Origin of the sequence: Arthrobacter pigmenti, assembly GCF_011927905.1 — a bacterium.
Lineage (GTDB): Bacteria > Actinomycetota > Actinomycetes > Actinomycetales > Micrococcaceae > Arthrobacter_D > Arthrobacter_D pigmenti.
On sequence record NZ_JAATJL010000001.1, the window covers coordinates 502,593 to 523,576 of the forward strand.

Consider the following 20,984-nt stretch of genomic DNA (forward strand, 5'->3'; position numbering starts at 1 on the left):
CAGTCCGCAGATAGACGTCGAGGTCTCCCGACGATGGAGGTTCCTACGCCATCCATCCGAAAGACCTCGACGTGTCCGACGCTACCCCGCCGGCCGGCTTCGGCCGCCCTGACCTGACCGCCTTCGCTCGACTCGACGGCCTCGGTCTGAGCGTGATCGGGCAACGACTTGAACCGGATCGTGCGGTCCTCGCGTGCCGCGTGGTGGAACCAGATCAGTGGTGCCGACGGTGCGGCAGCGAAGGCGCCGCTCGTGACACCGTGATCCGGCGGTTGGCCCACGAGCCGCTGGGCTGGCGACCGACCGTGCTGGAAGTTGTAGTGCGCCGCTACCGCTGTGCCGACTGCGGACACGTGTGGCGCCAAGACACCAGCGCCGCGGCGGAGCCACGCGCGAAGCTCTCGCGCACCGGGCTGCGGTGGGCGCTGGAAGGGATCGTGGTCGCACACCTCACCGTCGCCCGTGTCGCCGAGGGACTCGGGGTCGCGTGGGACACCGCCAACAACGCGGTCCTGGCCGAAGGCAAGCGGCTGCTGATCAACGACCCCACGCGGTTCGAGGGCGTGAAGGTCATTGGCGTCGATGAGCACGTCTGGCGCCACACCAGGCGTGGCGACAAGTACGTCACCGTGATCATCGACCTCACCCCGGTCCGCGATGGCGCCGGCCCAGCAAGGCTGCTGGACATGGTCGAGGGCCGGTCGAAGGCGGCGTTCAAGACCTGGCTCGCCGACCGCGACGACGCCTTCCGTGACGCGGTCGAGGTGGTCGCGATGGACGGCTTCACCGGGTTCAAGACCGCCGCTGCGGAGGAGATCCCGGACGCGGTCACGGTGATGGATCCCTTCCACGTCGTGCGCCTGGCCGGTGACGCCCTCGACAGGTGCCGGCGCCGGGTCCAACTCGCGATCCACGGGCACCGTGGGTTCAGGGACGATCCGCTCTACAAGTCGCGGCGCACGCTGCACACCGGCGCGGACCTGCTCACCGACAAGCAGAGCGACAGGCTACGCGCGCTGTTCGTTGATGACGCTCACGTCGAGGTCGAGGCGACCTGGGGTGTCTACCAGCGGATGATCGCCGCCTATCGCCACGAGGACCGGCAACGTGGCCGCGAGCTCATGGAGAAGCTGATCACCGACCTCAGCGCCGGCGTCCCCAAGGTGCTCACCGAGCTCACCACCCTGGGCCGGACCCTGAAGAAGCGAGCCGCCGACGTGCTCGCCTACTTCGAACGACCCGGCACCAGCAACGGGCCGACCGAGGCACTCAACGGACGGCTCGAACACCTGCGCGGCTCCGCACTCGGGTTCCGCAACCTGACCAACTACATCGCCCGAAGCCTGCTCGAGACCGGCGGCTTCAGACCCCAACTCCTACACCCCCGATTGGGATGAGCCGGATTGACACTTCGGTTGTTCGCCACCGCACTCACGATTTTCACTACGTTGACAGTGGTAGTGATTCCGACTGCTGCACAAATCTGTCCAACGATTTTTCCCGGTACCCCATCTAATTTATTGAACGTACAGCCAACCCAGGTTCCGCCCGCGGCGATAGCAGCTGCGGCGACTTGAATCATGCTGATTTGGTATCCCCAGAGTGCCAAGTGAGGGAAAGGCACCCATTGCACGCTTGGATCCGCGACGATTGGGTAGGTGGCGTTCTCTGTCTCGACGTGCTGAATGAGGGTGTTGCCTTCGACAGTATAATGGGTGATCAGCTTCTTTCCAGAGGCATCCAGTGCCCAAGGCTTCTTGATGAAAGGGAAAGAAAGTCCCTGCTTCTCATCAGTTAGGTGTACTGATCCATCAGGTTGCACCGAGAGTGTATAGCCAGCCGGAATCGACGCGGTGAACTCGGCAGAGTCGGTTCCCTCATGAAGGACCGTGATCAGGCTCTGAGAAGTGTCGTCGGCTTTTACAATCGAGTTGCGTGGGTCCTTCGGTGATAACGAAATAACCTCGGATGGAGATGCATCAGCCGCGGAACCGGGTTCTATAATGAAATCGGCTGCGGCATGGATCGATTTCCCCGCAGCCGTATCCGCATTTGGCGGAAGTACGCTGGGATTTTTCGCTACGACGTCATCAACTATCTTTTCAACGTCTATGTTTATGCTTGGCGCGGTGGCTACATTGGAGGTGGCCACTGCCGGTGTGGCTGTGAGAACCCCGGCGGATGCAGTGCCAAGTGTCAAGGCAACTGCGAGACCGATGCTGGTCAGAGACTGTGAGACTTTCATATTCCCCATATCTATGCGTAGTGCTCCTGCTTCCTGCAGGGGCACTACGAACCTATGCGGACGCGTTGGCTGAAGTGAATCCGTCTCGAACATGGATGCTCGCGTAGTTACTCCATCGTTATGATTAACTGCGGGATGGAAGGAGGTTCTGAGCTGGTCCTTCCCGTCAGCAGGGCTCTTCGTGAGCTCGTCCGCCACCAGCCGAACTGCGATCGCGGCACCCCGGCGTTGAGCTGTGGCTTCAGGCCGCGCGGGACAATCCGGGCAAGCTCATTGGCTTGGTCATGGGACCAGCCGGGCCCAGTGATCCGCTTGGCCCCTAACCTCCCGCAGCTGCTTAAGCGGCTGGTGATCATGGGTGGGTCCTTCAACGATCGTGGCAACACCACGCCGGTTGCGGAGTGCGATACCCATGAAGCGGTTCTTGACGCAATGATTGAACGGATCGCAACGCTTGCCCGGCGGACCGGGAGCCGGCGACCGCGCTGAACGCATGGCCGCACCTGCACGTTCACCCCGCGAGGAGTTCCCTGATGTCCTCTGCCGTCAGCGCTGAACTGAAGACGGCGTCGTCGTCCATCACGGAGTTGAAGAGCTTGGCCTTCTGCTCCTTGAGCTTCATCACCTTCTCCTCAATGGTGTCGAGGGCGACCATCCGGTAGACCATGACGTTCTTCGTCTGCCCGATGCGGTGCGTACGGTCCACGGCCTGGGCTTCGCTGGCCGGGTTCCACCAGGGGTCCAGCAGGAAGCAGTAGTCGGCCTCCGTCAGGTTCAACCCGAATCCGCCGGCCTTGAGACTGATCAGGAACACCGGCGCTTTGCCGTTCTTGAATGCCTCGATTACTTCGCCGCGCTTGCGGGTGGAGCCATCGAGGTAGGCGAAATCGACCCCATGCTGCTCCAGGCGTGCGGCCGCCAGCTTCAGGTAGGACGTGAACTGGCTGAACACCAACGCCCGGTGTCCCTCGGCCAGAACATCTTCCAGCTGCTCGAAGAGCACATCCAGCTTGGCTGACGGAACGCCCTCGTACTCGGGTTCCACGAGGGAGGCGTCCAGGCTGAGCATCCGCAGCAGGGTCAGCGACCGGAACACGATCATCCGGTTGCGGTCCAGATCGTCCATCAGGCCGAGCAGCTTCTGACGTTCCCGCTGCAGATGCGTCTGGTAGATCTTCCGGTGGCGTGGATGCAGTTCGACGGCGAGGATTTGCTCCTGCTTCGGCGGCAGGTCAGACGCGACGGCTTCCTTGGTGCGCCGCATCATCAGAGGGCGAATGCGGCGTCGGAGCCGCTGCAGGCGCTCAGAGTCGCCCTGCTTCTCGATCGGTGTTCGGTACTCCTCCGTGAATGCGCGCGACGAGGGGAACAATCCCGGAGCGGTGATGCTGAACATCGACCACAGCTCCATCAGGTTGTTCTCCATCGGTGTGCCCGTAATCGCGAGCTTGAACGGGACATCGAGTTCCTTGGCGCAGCGGTGCACCTTCGCCGCATGGTTCTTCACGAACTGGGCCTCATCAAGGATGAGCCCGGCCCATTTCTGTTCTCCGTAGGCGTCCGTGTCCAGTCGGAAAAGCGTGTAGGAAGTAACGACGACGTCGGCCCCCTCCACCTGATCGGCCAGCGGAGTGCGGCTCTTCGCCTGGGTATCGCCGATACCCACAACGTTGAGACCGGGCGCGAATTTGTGCGACTCGGCCACCCAGTTCGGCACCACCGATGTTGGTGCGACGACCAGGAAAGGACGCTTTTCGCCGCTCTGCTTGGCGTGGGTCAGCAGTGCGAGCGTCTGCAGCGTCTTGCCCAAGCCCATGTCGTCCGCGAGCACACCGCCCAGCCCGTGGGCCCAGAGGAAGGCAAGCCAATTAAATCCCTCAACCTGGTAGGGGCGTAGCGTTGCCTGCAGCCCGGCGGGCAGGGGAGTTTGTTCAACCTCCGTGAGCTCAAGCAGCCCGTTGACGGCGGTGCGCCAGGCCTGGGCCTGTTCGGTCTCCTCCGCAAGGTCCTCGAACTCGGCCCAGAGGGTGGCCTGGTAGCGGCTGATCCGCAGGCCCGTTTCCCACTCGTTCAGCATCCGGGCTTCGTCAATGAGGTCGCGCAGCTGCTCGAACACTGGCTGGTCGAGGGAGAGGTAGCTGTTGTCGACCAGCTTGATCTTCTTGGTGCCCTTGGCCAGCGCGGTGAAGATGTGATCGAACGGTACCTTCCTGCCCTGCACCGTCACGAGGACTCCGAGGTCGAACCAGTCGCGGTCCTCGGTATCAACCGTGGTGATGACCAGTTGCGGCGTTTCGGTGAGCTCCTCGAACACCGGCCGGGACCCGATGATGTCCACACGCACTGAGTCGAGGCGCTCCAGACGCGGCAGCGCAGTCTCGGTGAAGTCGACCATCTCCATGCCGGCGAGGGTGCGCTCACGCGCCATCCGGCCGCCCATCGCGTCTCGTGCGGCCTGAAGAGCGGCGGTTTCTGCTGCCGGGTCGCGGTAACCGGCGTCGCCGTCGTCGTTCTTCAGCGGCTTCCGGGTGGAGGTGTCGCCGGCACGATACTCCCACTCCCAGTTCAGGTTCAGCTCGTCATCGCTGAACGTTGCGGTGAGCACCAGTACCGGTGGAACGATCTCGGGGAAGGTGACCGAATTGTCGCTGCTGACAATGTCGATGGACTGCAGCAGCTTCGGGTAGAAGCCGGAAAGGAACTCCTGCTCTTCGCTTCTCGGGATGCGAACCGGGCGGGTGCGCTCCAGCAGCTCGCGGTTTTGGTCGGTGAGCTTCCGGGTGGTGGGCGCGAGTGTGATCAGGCCGTGGCTGGACGTGGTGTACACGCCGTGATTGCCGATGACGTGAGAAGACTGCGGCGGGTGATTCTCGCCGTCGATATTCAGGGCCGGGCAGAGCTGGATCTCATCGTCAGCGGTGGTGGCGTCGAGGAGCAGGACGGCGGCGCCGGCCAGCTGGACGGTGACGCTCTTCTTCGCCCCGACAAATTCGATACCCAGCCTTTGCGCTTCGCGGAGGAGCTGCCACAGCAGGGGATTGCTGAAATCGTCCAGGTAGAGCCAGGAATCGTTATTGCCGAAATAGGTGACACCGGTTCCCCGGTGCAGGGCGGGGAACTGTGCGAACCAGCGGTGCTGGTCCGGATCCAGCTTCATGCCGTAGGTCTGGTAGCTGATGTTGCCCCAGGCGAGGTTGTTTTTCACCCAATTACCCTTGGCGTTGCGGACCACCGGCCGCACGCCGAGCTTGAAGCCACGGTAGGTGCGCTTCTTTTGCCAGCTGGAATCGGTCACCGGCCGCGGTTCGAACTGGAGCGCCATAGCCGCGGTCTTCGTGGCGGCGAGGGCGGCGTCGTCGTGCTCGTGGCTCGACAACAAGCCGGACAGGGACTCCTGCCACCCGGCCGGCCTGGACGAAGTTGCCGGGGAGGTGAGCTCCTGGTTGGCGCGAAGATTCTCCATGTTGGACCGGAGCGCGACGGCGGCAACATGCTTGCAGTCCAGGCCCACCGGGCAGGAACAGAAGCTGTCCCGCAGGTGATACCGGCCGTCACCTTTCCGCGCGAGATACAGCTGGGTGCGGTAGGGGATGGGGGATCCGCCCAGGACCTTGGCCTGGACCACTGTGGAGTCCGGTTCGAAGGAGAGATCCTGGACGAGTGAATCCTTGGCATAGCCCTGCCCGCGCTGGAAAGCGGCGCCGCCCACCATGCGGATGATGTCGGCGACATCGATCATGGGATAAGCGGGGTTGGGCATGAATTTATGCTCTCACGCGCCGCTGACAGTTCCGGAAGCTTGCTGATTGGCAACAGCTGCCACATCGGTCAAGACTGGGCTCATGCGGTTACTCACGCTCGGGCACGGAACAGCTGATCGGGACGAGCTCCGGACGCTCCTTGGGGAGGCACCGGTTGAGTTACTGGCGGATGTGAGGCGGTACCCCGGAAGCCGCCGCAACCCAGATATGTCAAAGGACGCGCTCGCGGAGTGGTTACCGGCAGGCGGAGTGGAGTATCGGTGGCTGGAAGACCTGGGTGGGCGCCGTCGACGTGCGTCCGATGAGCCTGATGCGGACAGCTGGTGGAGAGTGGAACAGTTCCGCGCTTACGCGGCCTATACCCGGACCGATGAGTTCGGTGCTGCGCTGGACGGGTTGAAGTCGCTCGCTTCGAACCGAACGACGGCGATCATGTGCAGCGAGAGCGTCTGGTGGAGGTGCCACCGCCGCATCATCGCTGATGTCCTGGTACTGCTTCACAGTTTCACCGTGGAGCATCTGATGCATGACGGGCGGCTGACGCTGCACACGCCGTCGGAGGGCGCCCGGGTGGCTGGGCGTTCCGTGTTCTGGGACGGGCAGCCTTAAGGCGTCAGACTGCCAAGGAGTGTCCGAGTTTCTTGAGGAGATCCGCGAGGGTGCGCAGATCGTTAACGGACATTCCCGACAGCAAATCATGCTCCATGTCCAAATGCGCGGGCAAAACTGTGTCAACCAACTCCCTACCCTGCGGTGTGAGGGAAACCTGCGTGCCTCTGCCGTCCACGCCGCTCTTGGTCCGGCTGACAAGCCCTCGGTCCTGAAGCCGGTTGAGCCGCTGGGCAACAGCGCTCGAGGTGATCATCGAACTCAGGGCGAGATCCTTCGGGTTGAGCGTGCAAGGGCCTCCCGCCCGGCGGAGGGTAGCCAGCACGTCGAATGCTCCCGAATCCAGTCCATGGCGCGCAAAGTTCTCCTCAAGTCTGCGTTCCACGTGTTGGCTGATCCGCGAGAGTCGCCCGATTACCTTCATCGGCGAGACGTCAAGATCGGGGCGCTGCTGTTGCCATTGGCCGATGATGTCGTCGACATGGTCATTCATGGACCCCACTCTAGACAATAAGCTAAGCACTTAGCTATATTAGCTAAGTGCTTAGTAAAACCGTCAGTACGCTCCTGCTCACCTCGCTCGCGCCAATCGTGTGGGGGAGTACGTATCTGGTCACCACCACACTCCTGCCGCCGGACCTTCCGCTCACCGCTGCCGCGCTGCGGGCACTTCCGGCGGGTCTTTTACTCCTGCTGGCGGTCCGGACGCTCCCGAGCGGGTCGTGGTGGTGGAAAGCGCTGGTTCTGGGTGGCTTGAACATCGGCGTTTTCTTCCCGCTGCTGTTTATCGCGGCATACCGGCTGCCGGGCGGTGTTGCGGCAACCGTCGGGGCCGTTCAGCCACTCATCGTTGCAGGCCTGGCCACGTTGATCCTGAAGGACAGGCTCTCTGTACGGGTTGTGCTCGCGGGCGTTGCAGGCGTATTCGGTGTGGCGCTCCTGGTCCTCCAGTCGCAGGCGCGGCTGGACACGGTCGGCGTGCTGGCGGCACTTGGTGGAGCGCTGTCCATGAGCGCAGGCGTTGTCCTCACCAAGAAGTGGGGACAGGCCGGGAACCCGCTGACAATGACTGCCTGGCAGCTGGTTTCCGGCGGTCTTCTCCTGGCGCCGGCCGCGGTCCTGCTCGAAGGGCTTCCCTCCGGGCTGACGCTGACCAACGTTGCCGGGTATTCGTATCTTGCCCTCATTGGCACTGCCGCCGCGTACGTGTTGTGGTTCAGGGGAATCCACCGCCTGCCGGTTACAGCTCCGCCCTTCCTTGGCCTGCTGAGCCCCGTCGTGGCCGCCCTGCTTGGGTGGCTGGTGCTGGGGGAGCGGCTCTCGGTCGTCCAACTCCTGGGGGCTGTCCTGATCCTCGGTTCCATCCTGGCGGTCAGCGTGCGGATAGGTAAGGCCGCCTTGCCGACGCCGGACCCCTGCCCGGACGCCGGCACCAGGGCGCCCGCCGTGCTGCGGTAGATTTGAAGGACCGCACTCGATCGACCAGGAGATATCTATGACCCCCCGCGCCCTCTTCCGCAGTGTTGCCATCGCGGAGGCAGGTACCTGGATATTGCTGCTCGTCGGCATGTACCTGAAGTACGTTACCGAGACCACTGAAGTGCTTGTCTCGATCGCGGGCCCCATCCACGGTTTTGTGTTCCTCACCTATCTGGTGAGCACCTCGTTCGTCTGGGTGAACCAGCGGTGGAGCGCAGGTACCGGTCTGCTGGGACTGCTCGCCGGCGTCGTGCCCCTGGCAACCGTGCCTTTCGACTGGTGGCTTGAGCGCAAGCGAAAGCTCGACGGCGGTTGGCGGCTTGCGCCGGGCAAGGACCGTCCCACCGGTGCAGTTGAGAACCTGCAGGCCTGGGTGCTGCGCAACCCGCTGACGGCGGCCCTCGTGGCAATTGTCGGTGTGAGCGTGGTGTTTGCGGCACTGCTGATCATCGGCCCGCCGGTGCGGGTCAGCTGAGCCTTTCTTAGGGCACTCTCGGCAGGTCGCCGTCGAGTATGGCAGAACACCTCACGGAAAGCCGCTCGCGATCAACCGGATCGAGCTCACTGGAGGAGATGGCGCGAAGGATCCGCTGCGCCTGAGTGCTGATCACTCCACGGTGATCGCCGCTCACATCGTTCCAGGTCACTTCCGCCAGCAGCTCCACCAACCGTCCCACAACCCTCGGATCGTCGATCCCATAGGTGCAGATCTGGGAGACGACCAGATCGAGGAACATAGGGAGCGTTCTACGGTGGGTGACCACTCGGACCATCCCGGCCTCGTCCCTGAGGACATGCGCAGTTGGTGCATCGCGGGCGAATCGCGAGAGTACGGCGGAGAGATGCCCCAGCGCGTGCACGCAGGTGGTCGGATCATTGACGCTCGGCGAAATAGTGCGCACCGCAACATCGAGCAGTTGCTGCAGGGCGAACCCGAGATCCTGGACTGAATTGCGTTCAAAGCCGATGCTGACCGCGTTCGCCACCGCCCGCTCGACATCGTTCAGTTCATCCGGCGTGAAGCCTGCCACTGAAGCGCCCTCCGCCCGCCAGAGCTGGGCGAACGGGACGCCTTCCACGAGGAAGTCGCCCGGCGGGGCCTGCACCGAAATCACGGCATTGAAACGCTGCGCGAGTTCCAGCAGCGCAGGCCCGTCAATTTCGACGAGGAACCCGGATTCGCGAGCTTTCACGGCAAGCGCCGCCGTTGGAACCGACGGGGGTGAACCGCCGTCCTGGTGTGCGCCGATCTCCTCGACCGTCGTCGTGAAATCTTCCCGGACATCATTGAGCATCCGTTCCACCCGAAGCTGCCGCGATAGGTGCCCGAGAAACAGGACCAGTCCGATCACCGTGGCCAGGACCAGCAGGAACGAGAACGTGACAGCAATCTCCGGCACAAACCCGGCGGATTGCTCGTCATCGTCGCGGATGGTCCGCAGCACGGTGAGCGCAAAAGCGAACGTCGCGAGAAAGAGTGCCAGCGTGTTGTGCACAAACCGGTCACTCGTGAACGTGCGCAGCAGGCGCGGTGAATACTGGCTGCTCGCCAGCTGCAGCGTCACCACGGTGAGTGAGAAGGTCAGCGACGTCACAGTGATGGTGGACGCGGCGATAGCTTCCATCAGCGAACGTGCTGCCGGTGGTCCACCGCCGAACAGGAAGCCCGAAATGGCTGGCGGAAGCCGGTCGTCTACGGAGCGGTCCAGCCATGTGGTGAGCTGGGCGAGGACGACGGACAGGATGACCGCAGCGAGCGGTATGGGCCAAAGCTGGGACCGAACGTAGTCTCGGACGGCCCGCGGGGCAAGGTGGCGACTACTCCGACCAATCGAGGGTGTGCTTCGCATAGTTGACCATAGCAAGCCGGCGTCAGGCCTTGGCGGGTTGCTCGGCGAGTTGCTGAAGAGCCCACGTGTTGCCGTCCGGATCGGCGAAGTACACGAACCGGCCCCACGGCTGCTCATCCACGGCGCTGGCATCGACTCGGTTCGCGAGCAGGTGCTCCCGCGCTTCATCGGCGTCGGAAATGACAACCTGGAGGCCCTTCTGTGATCCGGGGGCCATCTCCGTAACTCCCTTGCCGAGGACGATGGAGCACGCAGAACCTGGTGGGGTCAGCTGGATGAAGCGGACGTCCTCGCTGACGGTGTAATCGTGGTCGAGAGTGAACCCGACCTGGTCCCGGTAGAACGCGATAGCGCGGTCCGGATCCGTAACGGGGATGGCAACCAGCTCGATCTTCCAGTCCATGGGTGAACCTTTCCATAGGGCGTAAACGCTGTAGATAAGAAACAAGGTATAAGCAATTCAGGTCAGATTATGTCCGCATTCCGATTGTTGTTTGAGGTTCCTAAACCTGAAGACAAGAACGACGACCGCGCCTCCGCACCTTCGGGTCGCGGGTAGCCGCGTACTAAGGACGATGCAGAACTGGTCGATGGGGTAGCCTCCAGTAGGCCCCGCAGATGAGTCCCCAGCAGCTGCATACGGTTTGATCCGAGATATGAAGCATGCTTATGATTCAGGGGTAGTTCAACGTTCAACGAGTCACCAGCCCGGCTCAGGGGAGTGCCGGGTGGAAAGCGCCTATGGTTCCCTTCGCTTCACACGTGGGCAATTGCCCCGCCGAGACAACTGATACTCCCGATGGCGACTCCCCGCTAAGCCTGGCCGAGGAACTCCGGGACTCTGCCCGACGGATCCGCGAACTGGAGCGGGTGCGAGTTCAACTCGCACACACTTTGCTCAATGTGCAGGAAGCGTGTGCCACCACGAAGGACGCCGACCACGCACAGCGGCTCTTGTCCGCGGCCGTTCGCGACCTTGAAGACCTCGACGCGCGGCTGTTCGAAGCCCGCACTTACCACGATTCAATGGAATCCTGCGGAGATGCGCTCGCGAGCTGACGCCAGTCGCGCAGCGCGCCGACGTCGTAGTATGCATGTCGCTGCTTGAGCACGGAGTGCACGCGCCGCAGGTTTTGCGGCATCATGAACTCCATGAGCGGTTTCGCCGATTACCGGCCCGGTGAGTCAGAAGCCAGGGCCGACCTGACCATCCGGCCCGCGGCTCCGGCGGACCTTGAACCCATGCTGGTGCTGCAGGAACTCGCCGGAAGGCCCACTTACCCGCAGTCACTGCGCGCGGCAATCGACGACGTCGGCCGGCTTGTCGTCGTCGCGTTCGCAGGGGACGAACTGGCCGGCTGGTCAAAAACCCACTTCTACGAGGAACGTGACGGCGCGGCGCCGGCGGGTCAGTATCTGGGCGGAGTGGAAGTCGCGCCAGACTGGCGCCGCCGCGGGGTAGCGACTGCCCTCACCGATGCACGGCTGAACTGGATTGCAGAGCGTGCCGAATCGGCCTGGTACACGGTCAATGTTGGAAACCGGGCGTCCCTGGAGCTGCACAGACGGTGGGGTTTCACCGAGGTGGCGCGGGCGTCGTCGTTTCATGGCGTCGAGTTCAGCGGTGGTGCTGGGTTGCTGTTGCGCGCGGACCTCAACGGAAATGTCGCCACCGGCCGGCACACTGGCACCACACCATCGACGAAAGGCAGCTGAATGATCTTCATTGTCGTGAAATTCAACGTGAAACCTGACTGGGCGGACCGGTGGGTCGAGCTCACCCGCAACTTCACCGAAGCAACTCGGCGCGAGCCCGGCAACCTCTGGTTCGACTGGTCCCGCAGCATGGACAATCCCAACGAATTTGTCCTCGTGGAAGCATTCAGGGAGGACGCCGCGGAAGCCCACGTGGAGAGCGATCACTTCCGTCAAGCCATGCAGGACATGCCGCAGGCGCTTGCGGAAACTCCACAGATCATCAGCGAGAAGATCAACGTTGAGGGCTGGGCCCGAATGGGTGAGCTCACCGTCGGCTAGCAGGCTCATTCCCCACGTAGTTCCCGCTTGGTCGCATCCGCATTGGCGGCTGCGCGTACTCCTCAAGGATGTGCGCCGTCCATCCGGCGGTGCGAGCCAGCCCGAAGATGCCTGGTCCGGCGTCGGGCACCATGCCCGCACCCGTTGTCAGCACAGCCAGGGCAAGGTCGATGTTCGGCATGTGGTTGGTCCGGGAGACAACGACGCCGGCAATCCTGTCCGCGACCCGGCTCACCTCCCGGTACCGGGGCTGGGCTCGCATCAACCCGAGCAGCACGTGCGCCCGCGGATCCCGGCGCGCATAGAGCACGTGCCCAAACCCGGGAATGCCCCGGCCGCTAGCCACCGCACGCGAAATTGCCGCTTCCGGATTGCCGGTGGCCAGCGCATCCTCCAGCATCGCCGCCGCCTGCGTGCTCGCATGCCCGTGGAGCGCGCTGTCGAAGGCGCCGAAAGCCGCCATCAACGCCGCATACGGATGCGCCCGGGCCGACGCCGCTACCCGCCCTGCCAGCGTGGAGGCGGCGAGGTCGTGGTCGGCCAAAAGCACCAGCGCCGCGTTGAGGATGGTCACGTCGGCCGCCTCCGGGGGAGCCGGGCTTAGCTTTCCCCAAAGTGACGCGGCGAGGGAGCCGGAACCGGAAGTGCCCGCCTGCGGAAGTACCTCAACCATGGTGCCTATCGCGCGGGCAACCATGCCGCGCGCCGTCGTCGGCGTCGGATCCCATTTCACCGGGTCGTGGATGCTGGAAACGAGCAGGCTTTGCTGGAACCAGTCGATGGGGCGGGCGTCTGGGAGTCTCAATGCCTGGACAGTCTCGATGACCTTCCCGAACGGCGTGAAGTCCAACCATTCGGATGCCTCCCAGAGCAGCCCGGCGACCTCCTCGAACGGTGCCCGCCTCGCCAATTCGACCGCCGGCACACCGCGGAAATACAGTTCGTCATCCCGTAGCAGGGTGATGGCGGAATCCACGACCATCAGCGGCGAGCCGCTGACCGGAGCATCAGTACGACGACGGCGCCTCCGCGCCAGCGCCTCAACCTCGAGCGGGTCGAAGGTGGAGCCCCTCTCGTCCTCAGAGCGCTCACTGTGGAGGAGCCCGCGGGAGACGTAGGAGTAGAGCGTGGCGGGTTTGACCTGCAGCCGGGCAGCGGCCTGCGAAGAAGTCAGCCGTTTCATATTGATCCAATCAATGTTGATCACTTCAGCATCAATGTGAGTGCTGCAATGGTAGCAACGCCGTTCGAGGAGGAATCATCATGCTTACCGCAGCCAGAACCGACAACACACTTATTGATGTTCCGAGGGGGCTCGCCAACGTTGTGGTCGCAGAAACAAAACTTGGCGAGGTCCGGGGGCAGGAAGGCTTCTATACTTACCGGCAATATTCCGCGGTGGAGCTGGCGCGCACCAGAAGTGTGGAGGAGGTCTGGTGCCTCCTGCTTCGTGGCAGCCTGCCGGACGGCACCGGTGTAGCCGACCTGCGGCAAGCCGCTACCGGCCTTTCATCGGCGGTCCGGGAAGCACTGCCGGTGATTGCGCTCGCCGGCTCGGGCGACCCGCTCGCCGGGGTCCGAACCGCACTTTCACTTGAAGGGGCTGCCACGGGTGTGCGCCCGCTGTATGACCTCTCGCCCGAGGAGCGTGAAGAGGAGCTTATCCGGCTCGCCTACGCTGTGCCGGTGCTCAACGCGGCGCTGTACCGGGGGCGCGCGGGGCGGGACCCAATCGAGCCTGACCCGGCGCTGGGCTACGCCGCAAACTACCTGTGGATGGTCAACGGGACGCTGCCCACCGAGCAGCAGGCAGACGCCCTCAACGCTTACCTGGTGGCGGCGCTCGATCACGGCTTCAACGCATCGACTTTCGCTGCACGGGTGATCGCCTCAACCGGAGCCGACGCCGCATCCTGCCTGGTGGGCGCCCTTGGCGCACTGTCCGGACCGTTGCATGGTGGCGCACCCGGGCGAGTCCTGGAGATGCTGGACGAGATCGGCTCTGAGGAGAAAATCGACAGCTGGATCGCCGGGCAGATTCGTGCCGGCCGGCGCATAATGGGCTTTGGGCACCCGGTATACCGGACGGAGGATCCACGCTCCCGCCTGCTCAAGGAGATCGCGGTGCGGCTTGGCGGTCCTCGGGTTGAGTTCGCGCTCTCTGTGGAGGAGAGGATTCACGTCCTGCTCGAGGAACTCAAACCCGGGCGGCAGCTGCACACCAACCTGGAGTTCTACACCGCGGTGATGATGGAGGCGATTGGACTCGATCGGGCTCTGTTTACGCCGACATTCGCCGCGGCACGGGTTCTGGGCTGGACGGCGAACATCCTTGAACAGAGCGCCGACCCGAAGATCATCCGGCCGTCGGCCCGTTATGTGGGACCGAAGGCGCCCGTGCCCGTGCCGTAGCTTCTTCCATCGGCGTTAGGTCACTGCGCACACCTTTTCGTGTGAGGCAGTGGCGGCTCAAGCGCCTGTTCCCGCAAACATGCCGGTAAACGGCAGGATCGTGGGGGCGTCCGGCGTCCCCACGAACCTGCACAAAAGCGGCACTGTTGCGGTCGAAGGGGTGTGCCGCCGTCCCCGAGCCCGACTACAGGATCGGCCGGCCACCGGTGACGGCGATGCGCGCACCGGACATGTAGCTGCCGTCATCGGACGCCAGGAGCACGTACGCCGGAGCGAGTTCGGCAGGCTGGCCGACCCGGCCCAGCGGGGTGTCGTCCCCGAACTGTTCCACCTTCTCCTCAGGCAAGGTGGACGGGATGAGCGGCGTCCAGATAGGCCCGGGAGCCACACTGTTGACCCGGATGCCCTTCTCTCCGAGCAACTGGGCAAGGCTCGCCGAGAAGTTTGCGATCGCCGCCTTGGTGGCGGCGTACGGTGCGAGCTGAGGACTCGGCATATCCGAATTGACCGAGGAGCTTCCGATAATCGAAGAACCCGACGCCATGTGCGGAAGCGCAGCCTTGACGAGGTGGAACATCGCCGAGATGTTGACCTTGAAGGTGTACTCCCACTCCTCCTCGGTAATTTCATCGAGGGATTCGTGGCTCATCTGGTAGGCGGCGTTGTTCACCAGGACATCCACCTTGCCGAACTCCTGGACCGCCTTGTCGATGATGTCGCGGCAGTGCTGCGCTTCGGAGAGATCGCCGGGAACGAGGACCGCCTTTCGTCCCGCTTCCTCAACGTAGCGCGCAGTCTCGCGGGCGTCGTCGTCCTCGTTCAGGTAGGAGATGAGGACGTCCGCGCCTTCGCGGGCGAAGGCAATCGCAACCGCGCGTCCGATTCCGCTGTCGCCGCCCGTAATGACTGCGGCCTTGCCGGTGAGCTTCCCGCTGCCGCGGTAGCTTTCCTCGCCGCAGTCCGGTGTGGGCGTCATTTTGGACTGGACGCCCGGTACATCCTGTTGCTGTGCTGGCTGGCCCATGGTTTCCTCCGGTTCTAGGGGAACTTTTGTGCAGCTCTGGTTACTTCACGACGCCGGAACCCGCCAGAGCTGCACGAAAGTTCCGGGGTGGAAAGTCAGAACGGGCCCGCCGTTCGGGGGAAACGACGGACCCGGGTTCTGGAGGTACTAGCGGTTGAACACGCCGCTCAGTACGTTCTTGGGACGCTGCATCTCGCCCTGCTGAGCTCCGAGGACAATCACCGCGGCGCTCAGCGCGGGTAGCGTCCACTGGAGGATCTTCAGTTGCTGCTGTGCTTTGGCGAGTTCCTCCGGCGCTCCGTGCTTCGGTTCGGTTGCACCCTCACCGCCGTGCTGGCTGAGTTCGCCCACCTTCTTGCCGAGGATTCCGGAGTACAGCGAGGCCGCCATGCCAACAACGGTGATGGTCGACTTGACCACGGTCGAAGCTACCGCGCCGTCCTGTCCGCTCAGCCGGCCCTTGTTGCCGGCAATCAGACCGATACCGCCGATGGCGTGCGCCCCGAACGCTGCAATCTGCACGGGAGTCCACCGTGCCCACCCGATGGTCGAGAGGCGGGTGCGCTCCTTCGGATCCTTCGCCTCGGCAGCTGCTCCATTGAGGCCGACGGCGCCCATCAGCGAACCGCCGAACCAAGCCGCAGCACTGAGATCGTGTAGGGATCGTGCCAACATGTTTCCTGCCATGATGCTCTCCTTTGACCTGGGGGTTTCCGTCAAAAACTAGACGGCCTAACTTAATGTTTATCAGCCTGCTTAGCATTTGGCGAGTGGCAATTCTGGCCGGGCGACCCGCAGTACGATCAAAAGGTGCTTCCGTTCCTGCTTCTGGCCACCCGCGCGGAGGATGACGCGGCGATGGGTGAATACCGCGCCTTCCTGAATTTCGCGGGGCTCACGCCGTCTGACCTGCGCCGCATCCGCGTCGAAGAAGCCCCGCTGCCACACATTCGGCTGGAAGAGTATTCGGGGATTTTCCTCGGGGGCAGCCCCTTCAACTCGTCCGACCCCGAAGAGTCCAAGTCGCCAACCCAGCACCGCGTGGAACGCGAACTCGGCGAGCTGCTGGACCGTGTGATCGAGGCGGATTTCCCCTTCCTGGGCGCCTGTTACGGGGTGGGAACGCTCGGACGCCGCCAGGAGGCCGTCATCGACCGCACCTTCGCTGAGCCCATTGGCTCGGCGGAAATTTCAGTGAACGACGACGGCGCGCGGGACCCGCTGCTGGCAGGCCTGCCGCCCAGCTTCGAAGCGTTCGTCGGCCACAAGGAGGCCTGCTCCACGCTGCCGGCGGGCGCGGTGCTGCTGGCGTCGTCGTCGTCCTGTCCGGTGCAGATGTTCCGGGTGAAACAGAACCTGTATGCCACCCAGTTCCATCCCGAGCTGGATGTTGAAGGCCTTGTCGAGCGGATTCGCATCTACAGGCACGCCGGGTACTTCCCGCCGGACCAGGCGGATGCCGTGATCGCCCGGGCTAGGGCGGCAAAGGTCAGCTGGCCGCAGCAGATCCTGCGGAACTTCGTGCTGCGCTACGCCCGGGACTAATCGACCAGCTGCACTAGGAGGACTTCTCCTTTGACAGTTCCATGAACATGGTCCTGTGCAGCACATCGACATGCCCGCGCGCCACGTCTACGGATTCCCGCACATCCCGACGGCGCAGCGCATCGACCAGTGCAATGTGGTCCAGGTTCGCCCGGTGCAGTGCCTCGATGGGGTAGGGGATGAAGTGTTCGTACAGCTCAGTGAGCACAGAGCCGTAGCTTTCGACGGCGGTTCCCAGCTGGGACGCCCGTGCCACCAGGAGGTGGAAGCGTTTGTCGGCCTGATGGTACTGGGACCAGTTGGAAGCTTCAGCCATGTCACCGGTGAGCTGCTCCAGTTCGTCAATGTCGGGATCTGTTGCGTTGACGGCCGCGAAGTGGGTGATCGCGCACTCCGCGAGCAGACGCCGATCCACCAGCGCATGGATCGCCGCCGGGGTGTCATCGGTTTCCCGCAGGCTCACCAGGGTGTCAGTTGGCGGGCTGTCCGAAACGAACGTGCCGCCGTCGCGCCCGCGGCGCCTCACAACGACGCCGGCCTCCGCCAGACTGGCCATCGCACGGCGTGCGGTCATCGGGCTGACGGACAGGCCGAGAGCGATTTCCTGCTGATCCGGGAGGCGTTCGCCGGGCTTGAGCAGACCCAGGGAGATTGCCATGGCGATGCGCGCGCGCACGGCGTCGATCGCTGAACGGCGACCTACCCCTGCCACGGCTGTGGCACTCAGCGGCGCGGAGTCCTCCTGGGACGGGGAAAGGCTGCTCATCTATTCAGCCTAGCGATGCGCGAACACATGTCTTGATATTAGCTCAAAGTGAGCTAATATTGCGTAAGTCACATTCGTTCAGCTCGAAAGCGATCCCATGCCCGAGAAACTGCCACTGCTTGCGCTGCAGTCCGAGCCCCGCCAAATAGGGGAACCGATTAGTGCATTCGCTGGGGAGCTTGAAGACGCACTGCGCATCGACCCGGACGCGAAGCTGCTCATCTTTCCGGAACTTCACCTGTTCGGGGACGGACACCCTGACCGGCAGCGTACGGAAGCCTTGCAGGATGCAGCGCAGCCGCTCAATGGACCGTTAGTGAAGGAACTGAGCGAGCTTGCGGGTGATCTGAAGATCTGGCTGGTGCCCGGAAGCGTGTGCGAGCGCGGACCGAATGGCGAATTGTTCAACACCCAGGTGGTGTTTTCCCCTGAGGGCCGGCTGGCGGGAAGCTACCGCAAGATCTTCCCGTGGCGTCCCTTCGAGCCGTACGATCCCGGCGACAGCTTCGTCACAGTGGACCTCGAAGGGTACGGGCGGGCCGGTTTGTCGATCTGCTACGACGCCTGGTTCCCGGAGGTCAGCCGACAGTTGGCCTGGATGGGTGCCGAGGTGATTATCAACGTCGTAAAGACGACGACGCCGGACCGTGAGCATGAGCTGATCCTCGCCAGGGCGAACGCCATCTCCAACCAGGTCTTCATTGTCAGCGTCAACTGTGCGGGACCTACCGGCCGCGGCCAGAGCCTCATCGTCGGACCCGAGGGCGAGGTGCTCCGCCAGCTCGGCGAAGATCCCGGGACGCTCTCGATGTCCCTTGACCTGGGTGAAGTTGAACGGGTGCGCGCGCATGGCACTGCGGGCCTGAACCGCATGTGGGCGCAGTTCCGTTCCCATGAAGCGCCGATAGAACTGCCGGTTTACAACGGCCGAATCAATCCATCTACCTGGACCCCCGAGGTCCACCGCACGTCAGGATCAACGCAATGACGCAGCCGATTCAGCTCACCCGCACACTCAAGCTGCCTTCGCTGGTTCTCTTCGGGCTGGCCTATCTGACGCCGCTGATCGTGCTGGCTATTTTTGGAGTCATCGCGGAAGCAACGGGCGGCGCTTCTCCCTCGGCCTATCTGCTCGCGCTCACGGCCATGCTCTTCACCGCGCACAGCTATGGTCGAATGGCCATCGCCTACCCGGTTGCCGGCTCCGCCTACACCTACGTGCGCCAGTCCATCGAGCCCCGGACAGGGTTCCTGGTGGGGTGGGCCATCCTGTTGGATTACCTGTTCCTGCCCATGGTGATCTGGCTGATCGGCGGTTCCTACCTCAACGCCCAATTCCCCGGTGTGCCGATCGCGGTCTGGATCCTGGCGTTCGTACTGGTGACCACGGCGCTGAACGTCATCGGTATCAAGGTGGCCGAAAAGGCCAACTTCCTGCTGATGGCATTCCAGCTGCTGGTGATCGTCATCTTCGTTGCGCTGACCATTGGCACCCTGCTGTCGACGTCGGGTGCGTCAGGCCTGGTCAGCAGCGAACCGTTCTTCAACAGCACCGCCAGCCTTGGAACAATTGCCGCAGGCGCCGCAATTGCGGCTTATTCCTTCCTCGGATTCGACGCCGTTACCACCCTCACCGAGGAGACCGTCGAACCCCGCAAGAACATGCCGAGGGCGATCATGCTCATCGCCCTGATCGGCGGTGCAATCTTCGTGGTTGTTTCCTACTTCACGCAGCTCATCCGGCCCGGCGGAACGTTCGAGGACTCGGCATCCCTGGCATCTGACATCGCCCTCCAAATTGGAGGCCAGTTGTTCGCGGCAGTGTTCCTCGCAGGTCTGGTTGTAGCCCAGTTCGCCTCCGGCCTGGCTGCCCAGGCCAGCGCGTCCCGTTTGCTGTACGCCATGGGCCGCGATGCGGTTCTTCCCCGCCGGGTCTTCGGCAGGCTGAGTGAGAAGTACCGCACACCGATCCTGAACCTCGCGATCACCGGCGCGGTAGGCCTGGTGGCGATCTTCCTCGACGTTGCCACCTCCACCTCCTTCATCAACTTCGGGGCGTTCACGGCGTTCACGCTCGTCAACGTGTCGGTCATCGCCTACTGGCTCCGCCAGCGCAGACAGGGCAACAAGCTGAACCGCATTTCCTACGTGGCACTCCCGGCAGTGGGGGCTGTGATCGATGCGTTCCTGCTGACCCAGCTCGACCCGACGGCGATTACGCTCGGGCTCATCTGGCTTGCACTCGGAGTGGTGCTGCTCGGCGTGACGACGCGCGGGTTCAGGCAGGCGCCGCCGGAAATGTCCAGGACCGAGGAGGCGCAGGTCTGAGTTTCCTGCACCTCTCCTGTGCCAATCCTTGGCCTGCGCGGTGCCCGAATCCACTAGCGTGTTGCCTAAACCGGATGTAAGCATGGGGGAATCATGGCGGCAGGAGAGGGTGCGTCGGACCGCGCACGCCAGGCGGGCGAAAGGGTCGAACGGCTGCGGCAACAGCTGCAGCAGGCCGAGCGCGCCCAACGGGCGTGGGAGGCCGGTGCCCTCGGCGAGGCGCTCGTCGCGGAGCGTCTGCGTGAACTGGAGGATGACGGCTGGTTCTTCCTCCACGACGTGCACTGGCCGGGCCGGCCCAAAGCGAACCTTGACCATATCGCGATCGGGCCGGGCGGCGTCGTCGTTATTGATGCCAAGAACTGGACCGGGATCGTTCAGCTCCACCACGGCGAACTCCGCCAGAACGGTTACCGGCGCACCTCGACGGTCGACTCGGTCCTGGAACAGGCGGGCGCCGTCGCGGTGTTGCTCGAGCCGCAGCACCGGCAGTCCGTCTCAGGGTGGCTGTGCCTGGTGGGGCAGCCGGAACTGCGCGGAACCACGAAGAACGGCGTGCGGATCCAGGGCCTGAACGGCCTTTCCGACGCCCTGCGGACCCTCCCCCCGGTGCTCGACGCTACGACCGTGCGCGCAATCCGCGGCTACCTCGAGCAACTCCTCGGCGGTTCGCGCAGCCCCGGCCTCTGGACCACGGCCCAACTGGCGGCCACGAACAAGAACGACGCCGCGTCGTCGACACTCACCACCCGCCGCACCGCTTCCCGCGCCCAGCCCGTTCGACAGCACTCGACCCGCCGCCGCACACGAAAGCATCTGAGCGTGACCGGTGCGGTGATCCGGTTGTCGCTGGTTGCCATCGGAATCGTGGTGCTGCTGAACATCTACCAGGGGTTGTAGGGTCGATTGACAAGTCTTCAACCCCAGG

General features: G+C 63.6%; 21 protein-coding genes. 12 read left to right on the plus strand and 9 right to left on the minus strand.

Annotation, left to right across the window (positions count from 1 at the left end; translation table 11 throughout):
* Nucleotides 1-71: 71 nt before the first annotated feature.
* Nucleotides 72-1,397 carry an ISL3-like element ISPfr2 family transposase gene (locus BJ994_RS02465; protein WP_167991114.1) on the plus strand — a complete coding sequence of 442 codons (1,326 nt, stop codon included), beginning with the start codon at nt 72-74 and terminating at the stop codon, nt 1,395-1,397.
* Here the strand turns inward: BJ994_RS02465 and BJ994_RS02470 are convergent.
* Together BJ994_RS02470 and BJ994_RS02475 are read right to left on the minus strand one after the other, a co-directional pair.
* Nucleotides 1,328-2,290: a hypothetical protein gene (locus BJ994_RS02470; protein ID WP_167991117.1), complete on the minus strand. Its 963-nt coding sequence runs from the start codon at nt 2,288-2,290 to the stop codon at nt 1,328-1,330. The two genes, BJ994_RS02465 and BJ994_RS02470, sit on opposite strands and share 70 nt — an antisense overlap.
* Nucleotides 2,291-2,756: 466 nt before the next feature.
* A complete protein-coding gene (locus tag BJ994_RS02475) occupies nt 2,757-6,005 on the minus strand; it encodes a DEAD/DEAH box helicase (RefSeq protein ID WP_167991119.1) in 3,249 nt (1,082 codons plus the stop codon).
* An 82-nt stretch (nt 6,006-6,087) separates the two neighbouring features.
* Between BJ994_RS02475 and BJ994_RS02480 the strand changes: the two genes are divergently transcribed.
* The gene (locus tag BJ994_RS02480) at nt 6,088-6,615 is read left to right on the plus strand and encodes a DUF488 domain-containing protein (RefSeq protein ID WP_167991121.1); all 528 of its coding nucleotides are present in this window, start codon (nt 6,088-6,090) and stop codon (nt 6,613-6,615) included.
* A 4-nt stretch (nt 6,616-6,619) separates the two neighbouring features.
* Here BJ994_RS02480 and BJ994_RS02485 read toward each other — a convergent pair whose 3' ends face one another.
* Entirely contained in the window at nt 6,620-7,108 is a 489-nt protein-coding gene (locus BJ994_RS02485) for a MarR family winged helix-turn-helix transcriptional regulator (protein WP_167991123.1), read from the minus strand.
* A 47-nt stretch (nt 7,109-7,155) separates the two neighbouring features.
* On the opposite strand from BJ994_RS02485, the gene BJ994_RS02490 reads away from it, so the two are divergent.
* Nucleotides 7,156-8,073: an EamA family transporter gene (locus BJ994_RS02490; protein WP_167991125.1), complete on the plus strand. Its 918-nt coding sequence runs from the start codon at nt 7,156-7,158 to the stop codon at nt 8,071-8,073.
* A 37-nt stretch (nt 8,074-8,110) separates the two neighbouring features.
* Nucleotides 8,111-8,569 carry a DUF3817 domain-containing protein gene (locus BJ994_RS02495; RefSeq protein WP_167991128.1) on the plus strand — a complete coding sequence of 153 codons (459 nt, stop codon included), beginning with the start codon at nt 8,111-8,113 and terminating at the stop codon, nt 8,567-8,569.
* A 7-nt stretch (nt 8,570-8,576) separates the two neighbouring features.
* On the opposite strand, the gene BJ994_RS02500 is transcribed toward BJ994_RS02495, so the two are convergent.
* Both BJ994_RS02500 and BJ994_RS02505 read right to left on the minus strand, forming a co-directional pair.
* Nucleotides 8,577-9,944 carry a DUF2254 domain-containing protein gene (locus BJ994_RS02500; RefSeq protein ID WP_167991130.1) on the minus strand — a complete coding sequence of 456 codons (1,368 nt, stop codon included), beginning with the start codon at nt 9,942-9,944 and terminating at the stop codon, nt 8,577-8,579.
* Between the two features lie 22 nt (nt 9,945-9,966).
* Nucleotides 9,967-10,347, minus strand: coding sequence for a VOC family protein (locus BJ994_RS02505; RefSeq protein WP_167991132.1), 381 nt, complete (start codon nt 10,345-10,347; stop codon nt 9,967-9,969).
* Nucleotides 10,348-10,706: 359 nt separating this feature from the next.
* On the opposite strand from BJ994_RS02505, the gene BJ994_RS02510 reads away from it, so the two are divergent.
* From BJ994_RS02510 to BJ994_RS02520, 3 genes are all read left to right on the plus strand, one after another.
* On the plus strand, nt 10,707-11,003 hold the full coding sequence (locus BJ994_RS02510) for a hypothetical protein (protein ID WP_167991135.1): 297 nt from the start codon (nt 10,707-10,709) through the stop codon (nt 11,001-11,003).
* Between the two features lie 84 nt (nt 11,004-11,087).
* Entirely contained in the window at nt 11,088-11,660 is a 573-nt protein-coding gene (locus tag BJ994_RS02515; protein ID WP_245192229.1) for a GNAT family N-acetyltransferase, read from the plus strand.
* Nucleotides 11,661-11,981 carry a putative quinol monooxygenase gene (locus tag BJ994_RS02520; protein WP_167991137.1) on the plus strand — a complete coding sequence of 107 codons (321 nt, stop codon included), beginning with the start codon at nt 11,661-11,663 and terminating at the stop codon, nt 11,979-11,981. It abuts the gene before it with no gap.
* Here BJ994_RS02520 and BJ994_RS02525 read toward each other — a convergent pair.
* On the minus strand, nt 11,968-13,188 hold the full coding sequence (locus tag BJ994_RS02525) for a citrate/2-methylcitrate synthase (protein ID WP_209066491.1): 1,221 nt from the start codon (nt 13,186-13,188) through the stop codon (nt 11,968-11,970). The two genes, BJ994_RS02520 and BJ994_RS02525, sit on opposite strands and share 14 nt — an antisense overlap.
* Nucleotides 13,189-13,244: 56 nt before the next feature.
* On the opposite strand from BJ994_RS02525, the gene BJ994_RS02530 reads away from it, so the two are divergent.
* Nucleotides 13,245-14,393, plus strand: a complete 1,149-nt coding sequence (locus tag BJ994_RS02530) for a citrate synthase (protein ID WP_167991140.1) — start codon at nt 13,245-13,247, stop codon at nt 14,391-14,393.
* A gap of 184 nt (nt 14,394-14,577) precedes the next feature.
* Here the strand turns inward: BJ994_RS02530 and BJ994_RS02535 are convergent, their stop codons facing one another.
* Together BJ994_RS02535 and BJ994_RS02540 are read right to left on the minus strand one after the other, a co-directional pair.
* Nucleotides 14,578-15,417, minus strand: coding sequence for a glucose 1-dehydrogenase (locus BJ994_RS02535; protein WP_167991142.1), 840 nt, complete (start codon nt 15,415-15,417; stop codon nt 14,578-14,580).
* Nucleotides 15,418-15,564: 147 nt separating this feature from the next.
* The gene (locus BJ994_RS02540; RefSeq protein WP_167991144.1) at nt 15,565-16,104 is read right to left on the minus strand and encodes a hypothetical protein; all 540 of its coding nucleotides are present in this window, start codon (nt 16,102-16,104) and stop codon (nt 15,565-15,567) included.
* Nucleotides 16,105-16,227: 123 nt separating this feature from the next.
* Between BJ994_RS02540 and BJ994_RS02545 the strand changes: the two genes are divergently transcribed.
* A complete protein-coding gene (locus tag BJ994_RS02545; RefSeq protein ID WP_167991147.1) occupies nt 16,228-16,962 on the plus strand; it encodes a glutamine amidotransferase in 735 nt (244 codons plus the stop codon).
* 13 nt (nt 16,963-16,975) lie between these two features.
* On the opposite strand, the gene BJ994_RS02550 is transcribed toward BJ994_RS02545, so the two are convergent.
* Nucleotides 16,976-17,728 (minus strand): FadR/GntR family transcriptional regulator, encoded by a 753-nt coding sequence (locus BJ994_RS02550; RefSeq protein ID WP_167991149.1) that lies wholly within the window; start codon nt 17,726-17,728, stop codon nt 16,976-16,978.
* Nucleotides 17,729-17,825: 97 nt separating this feature from the next.
* On the opposite strand from BJ994_RS02550, the gene BJ994_RS02555 reads away from it, so the two are divergent.
* The 3 genes from BJ994_RS02555 to BJ994_RS02565 all read left to right on the plus strand — a co-directional run bounded on the left by BJ994_RS02555 (nt 17,826) and on the right by BJ994_RS02565 (nt 20,956).
* On the plus strand, nt 17,826-18,716 hold the full coding sequence (locus BJ994_RS02555; protein ID WP_167991151.1) for a carbon-nitrogen hydrolase family protein: 891 nt from the start codon (nt 17,826-17,828) through the stop codon (nt 18,714-18,716).
* Nucleotides 18,713-20,056 (plus strand): APC family permease, encoded by a 1,344-nt coding sequence (locus BJ994_RS02560; RefSeq protein ID WP_167991153.1) that lies wholly within the window; start codon nt 18,713-18,715, stop codon nt 20,054-20,056. The genes BJ994_RS02555 and BJ994_RS02560 overlap by 4 nt, the downstream gene beginning before the upstream one ends.
* Before the next feature lie 93 nt (nt 20,057-20,149).
* Nucleotides 20,150-20,956, plus strand: coding sequence for a nuclease-related domain-containing protein (locus tag BJ994_RS02565; RefSeq protein WP_167991156.1), 807 nt, complete (start codon nt 20,150-20,152; stop codon nt 20,954-20,956).
* The last annotated feature ends 28 nt before the right edge of the window (nt 20,957-20,984 follow it).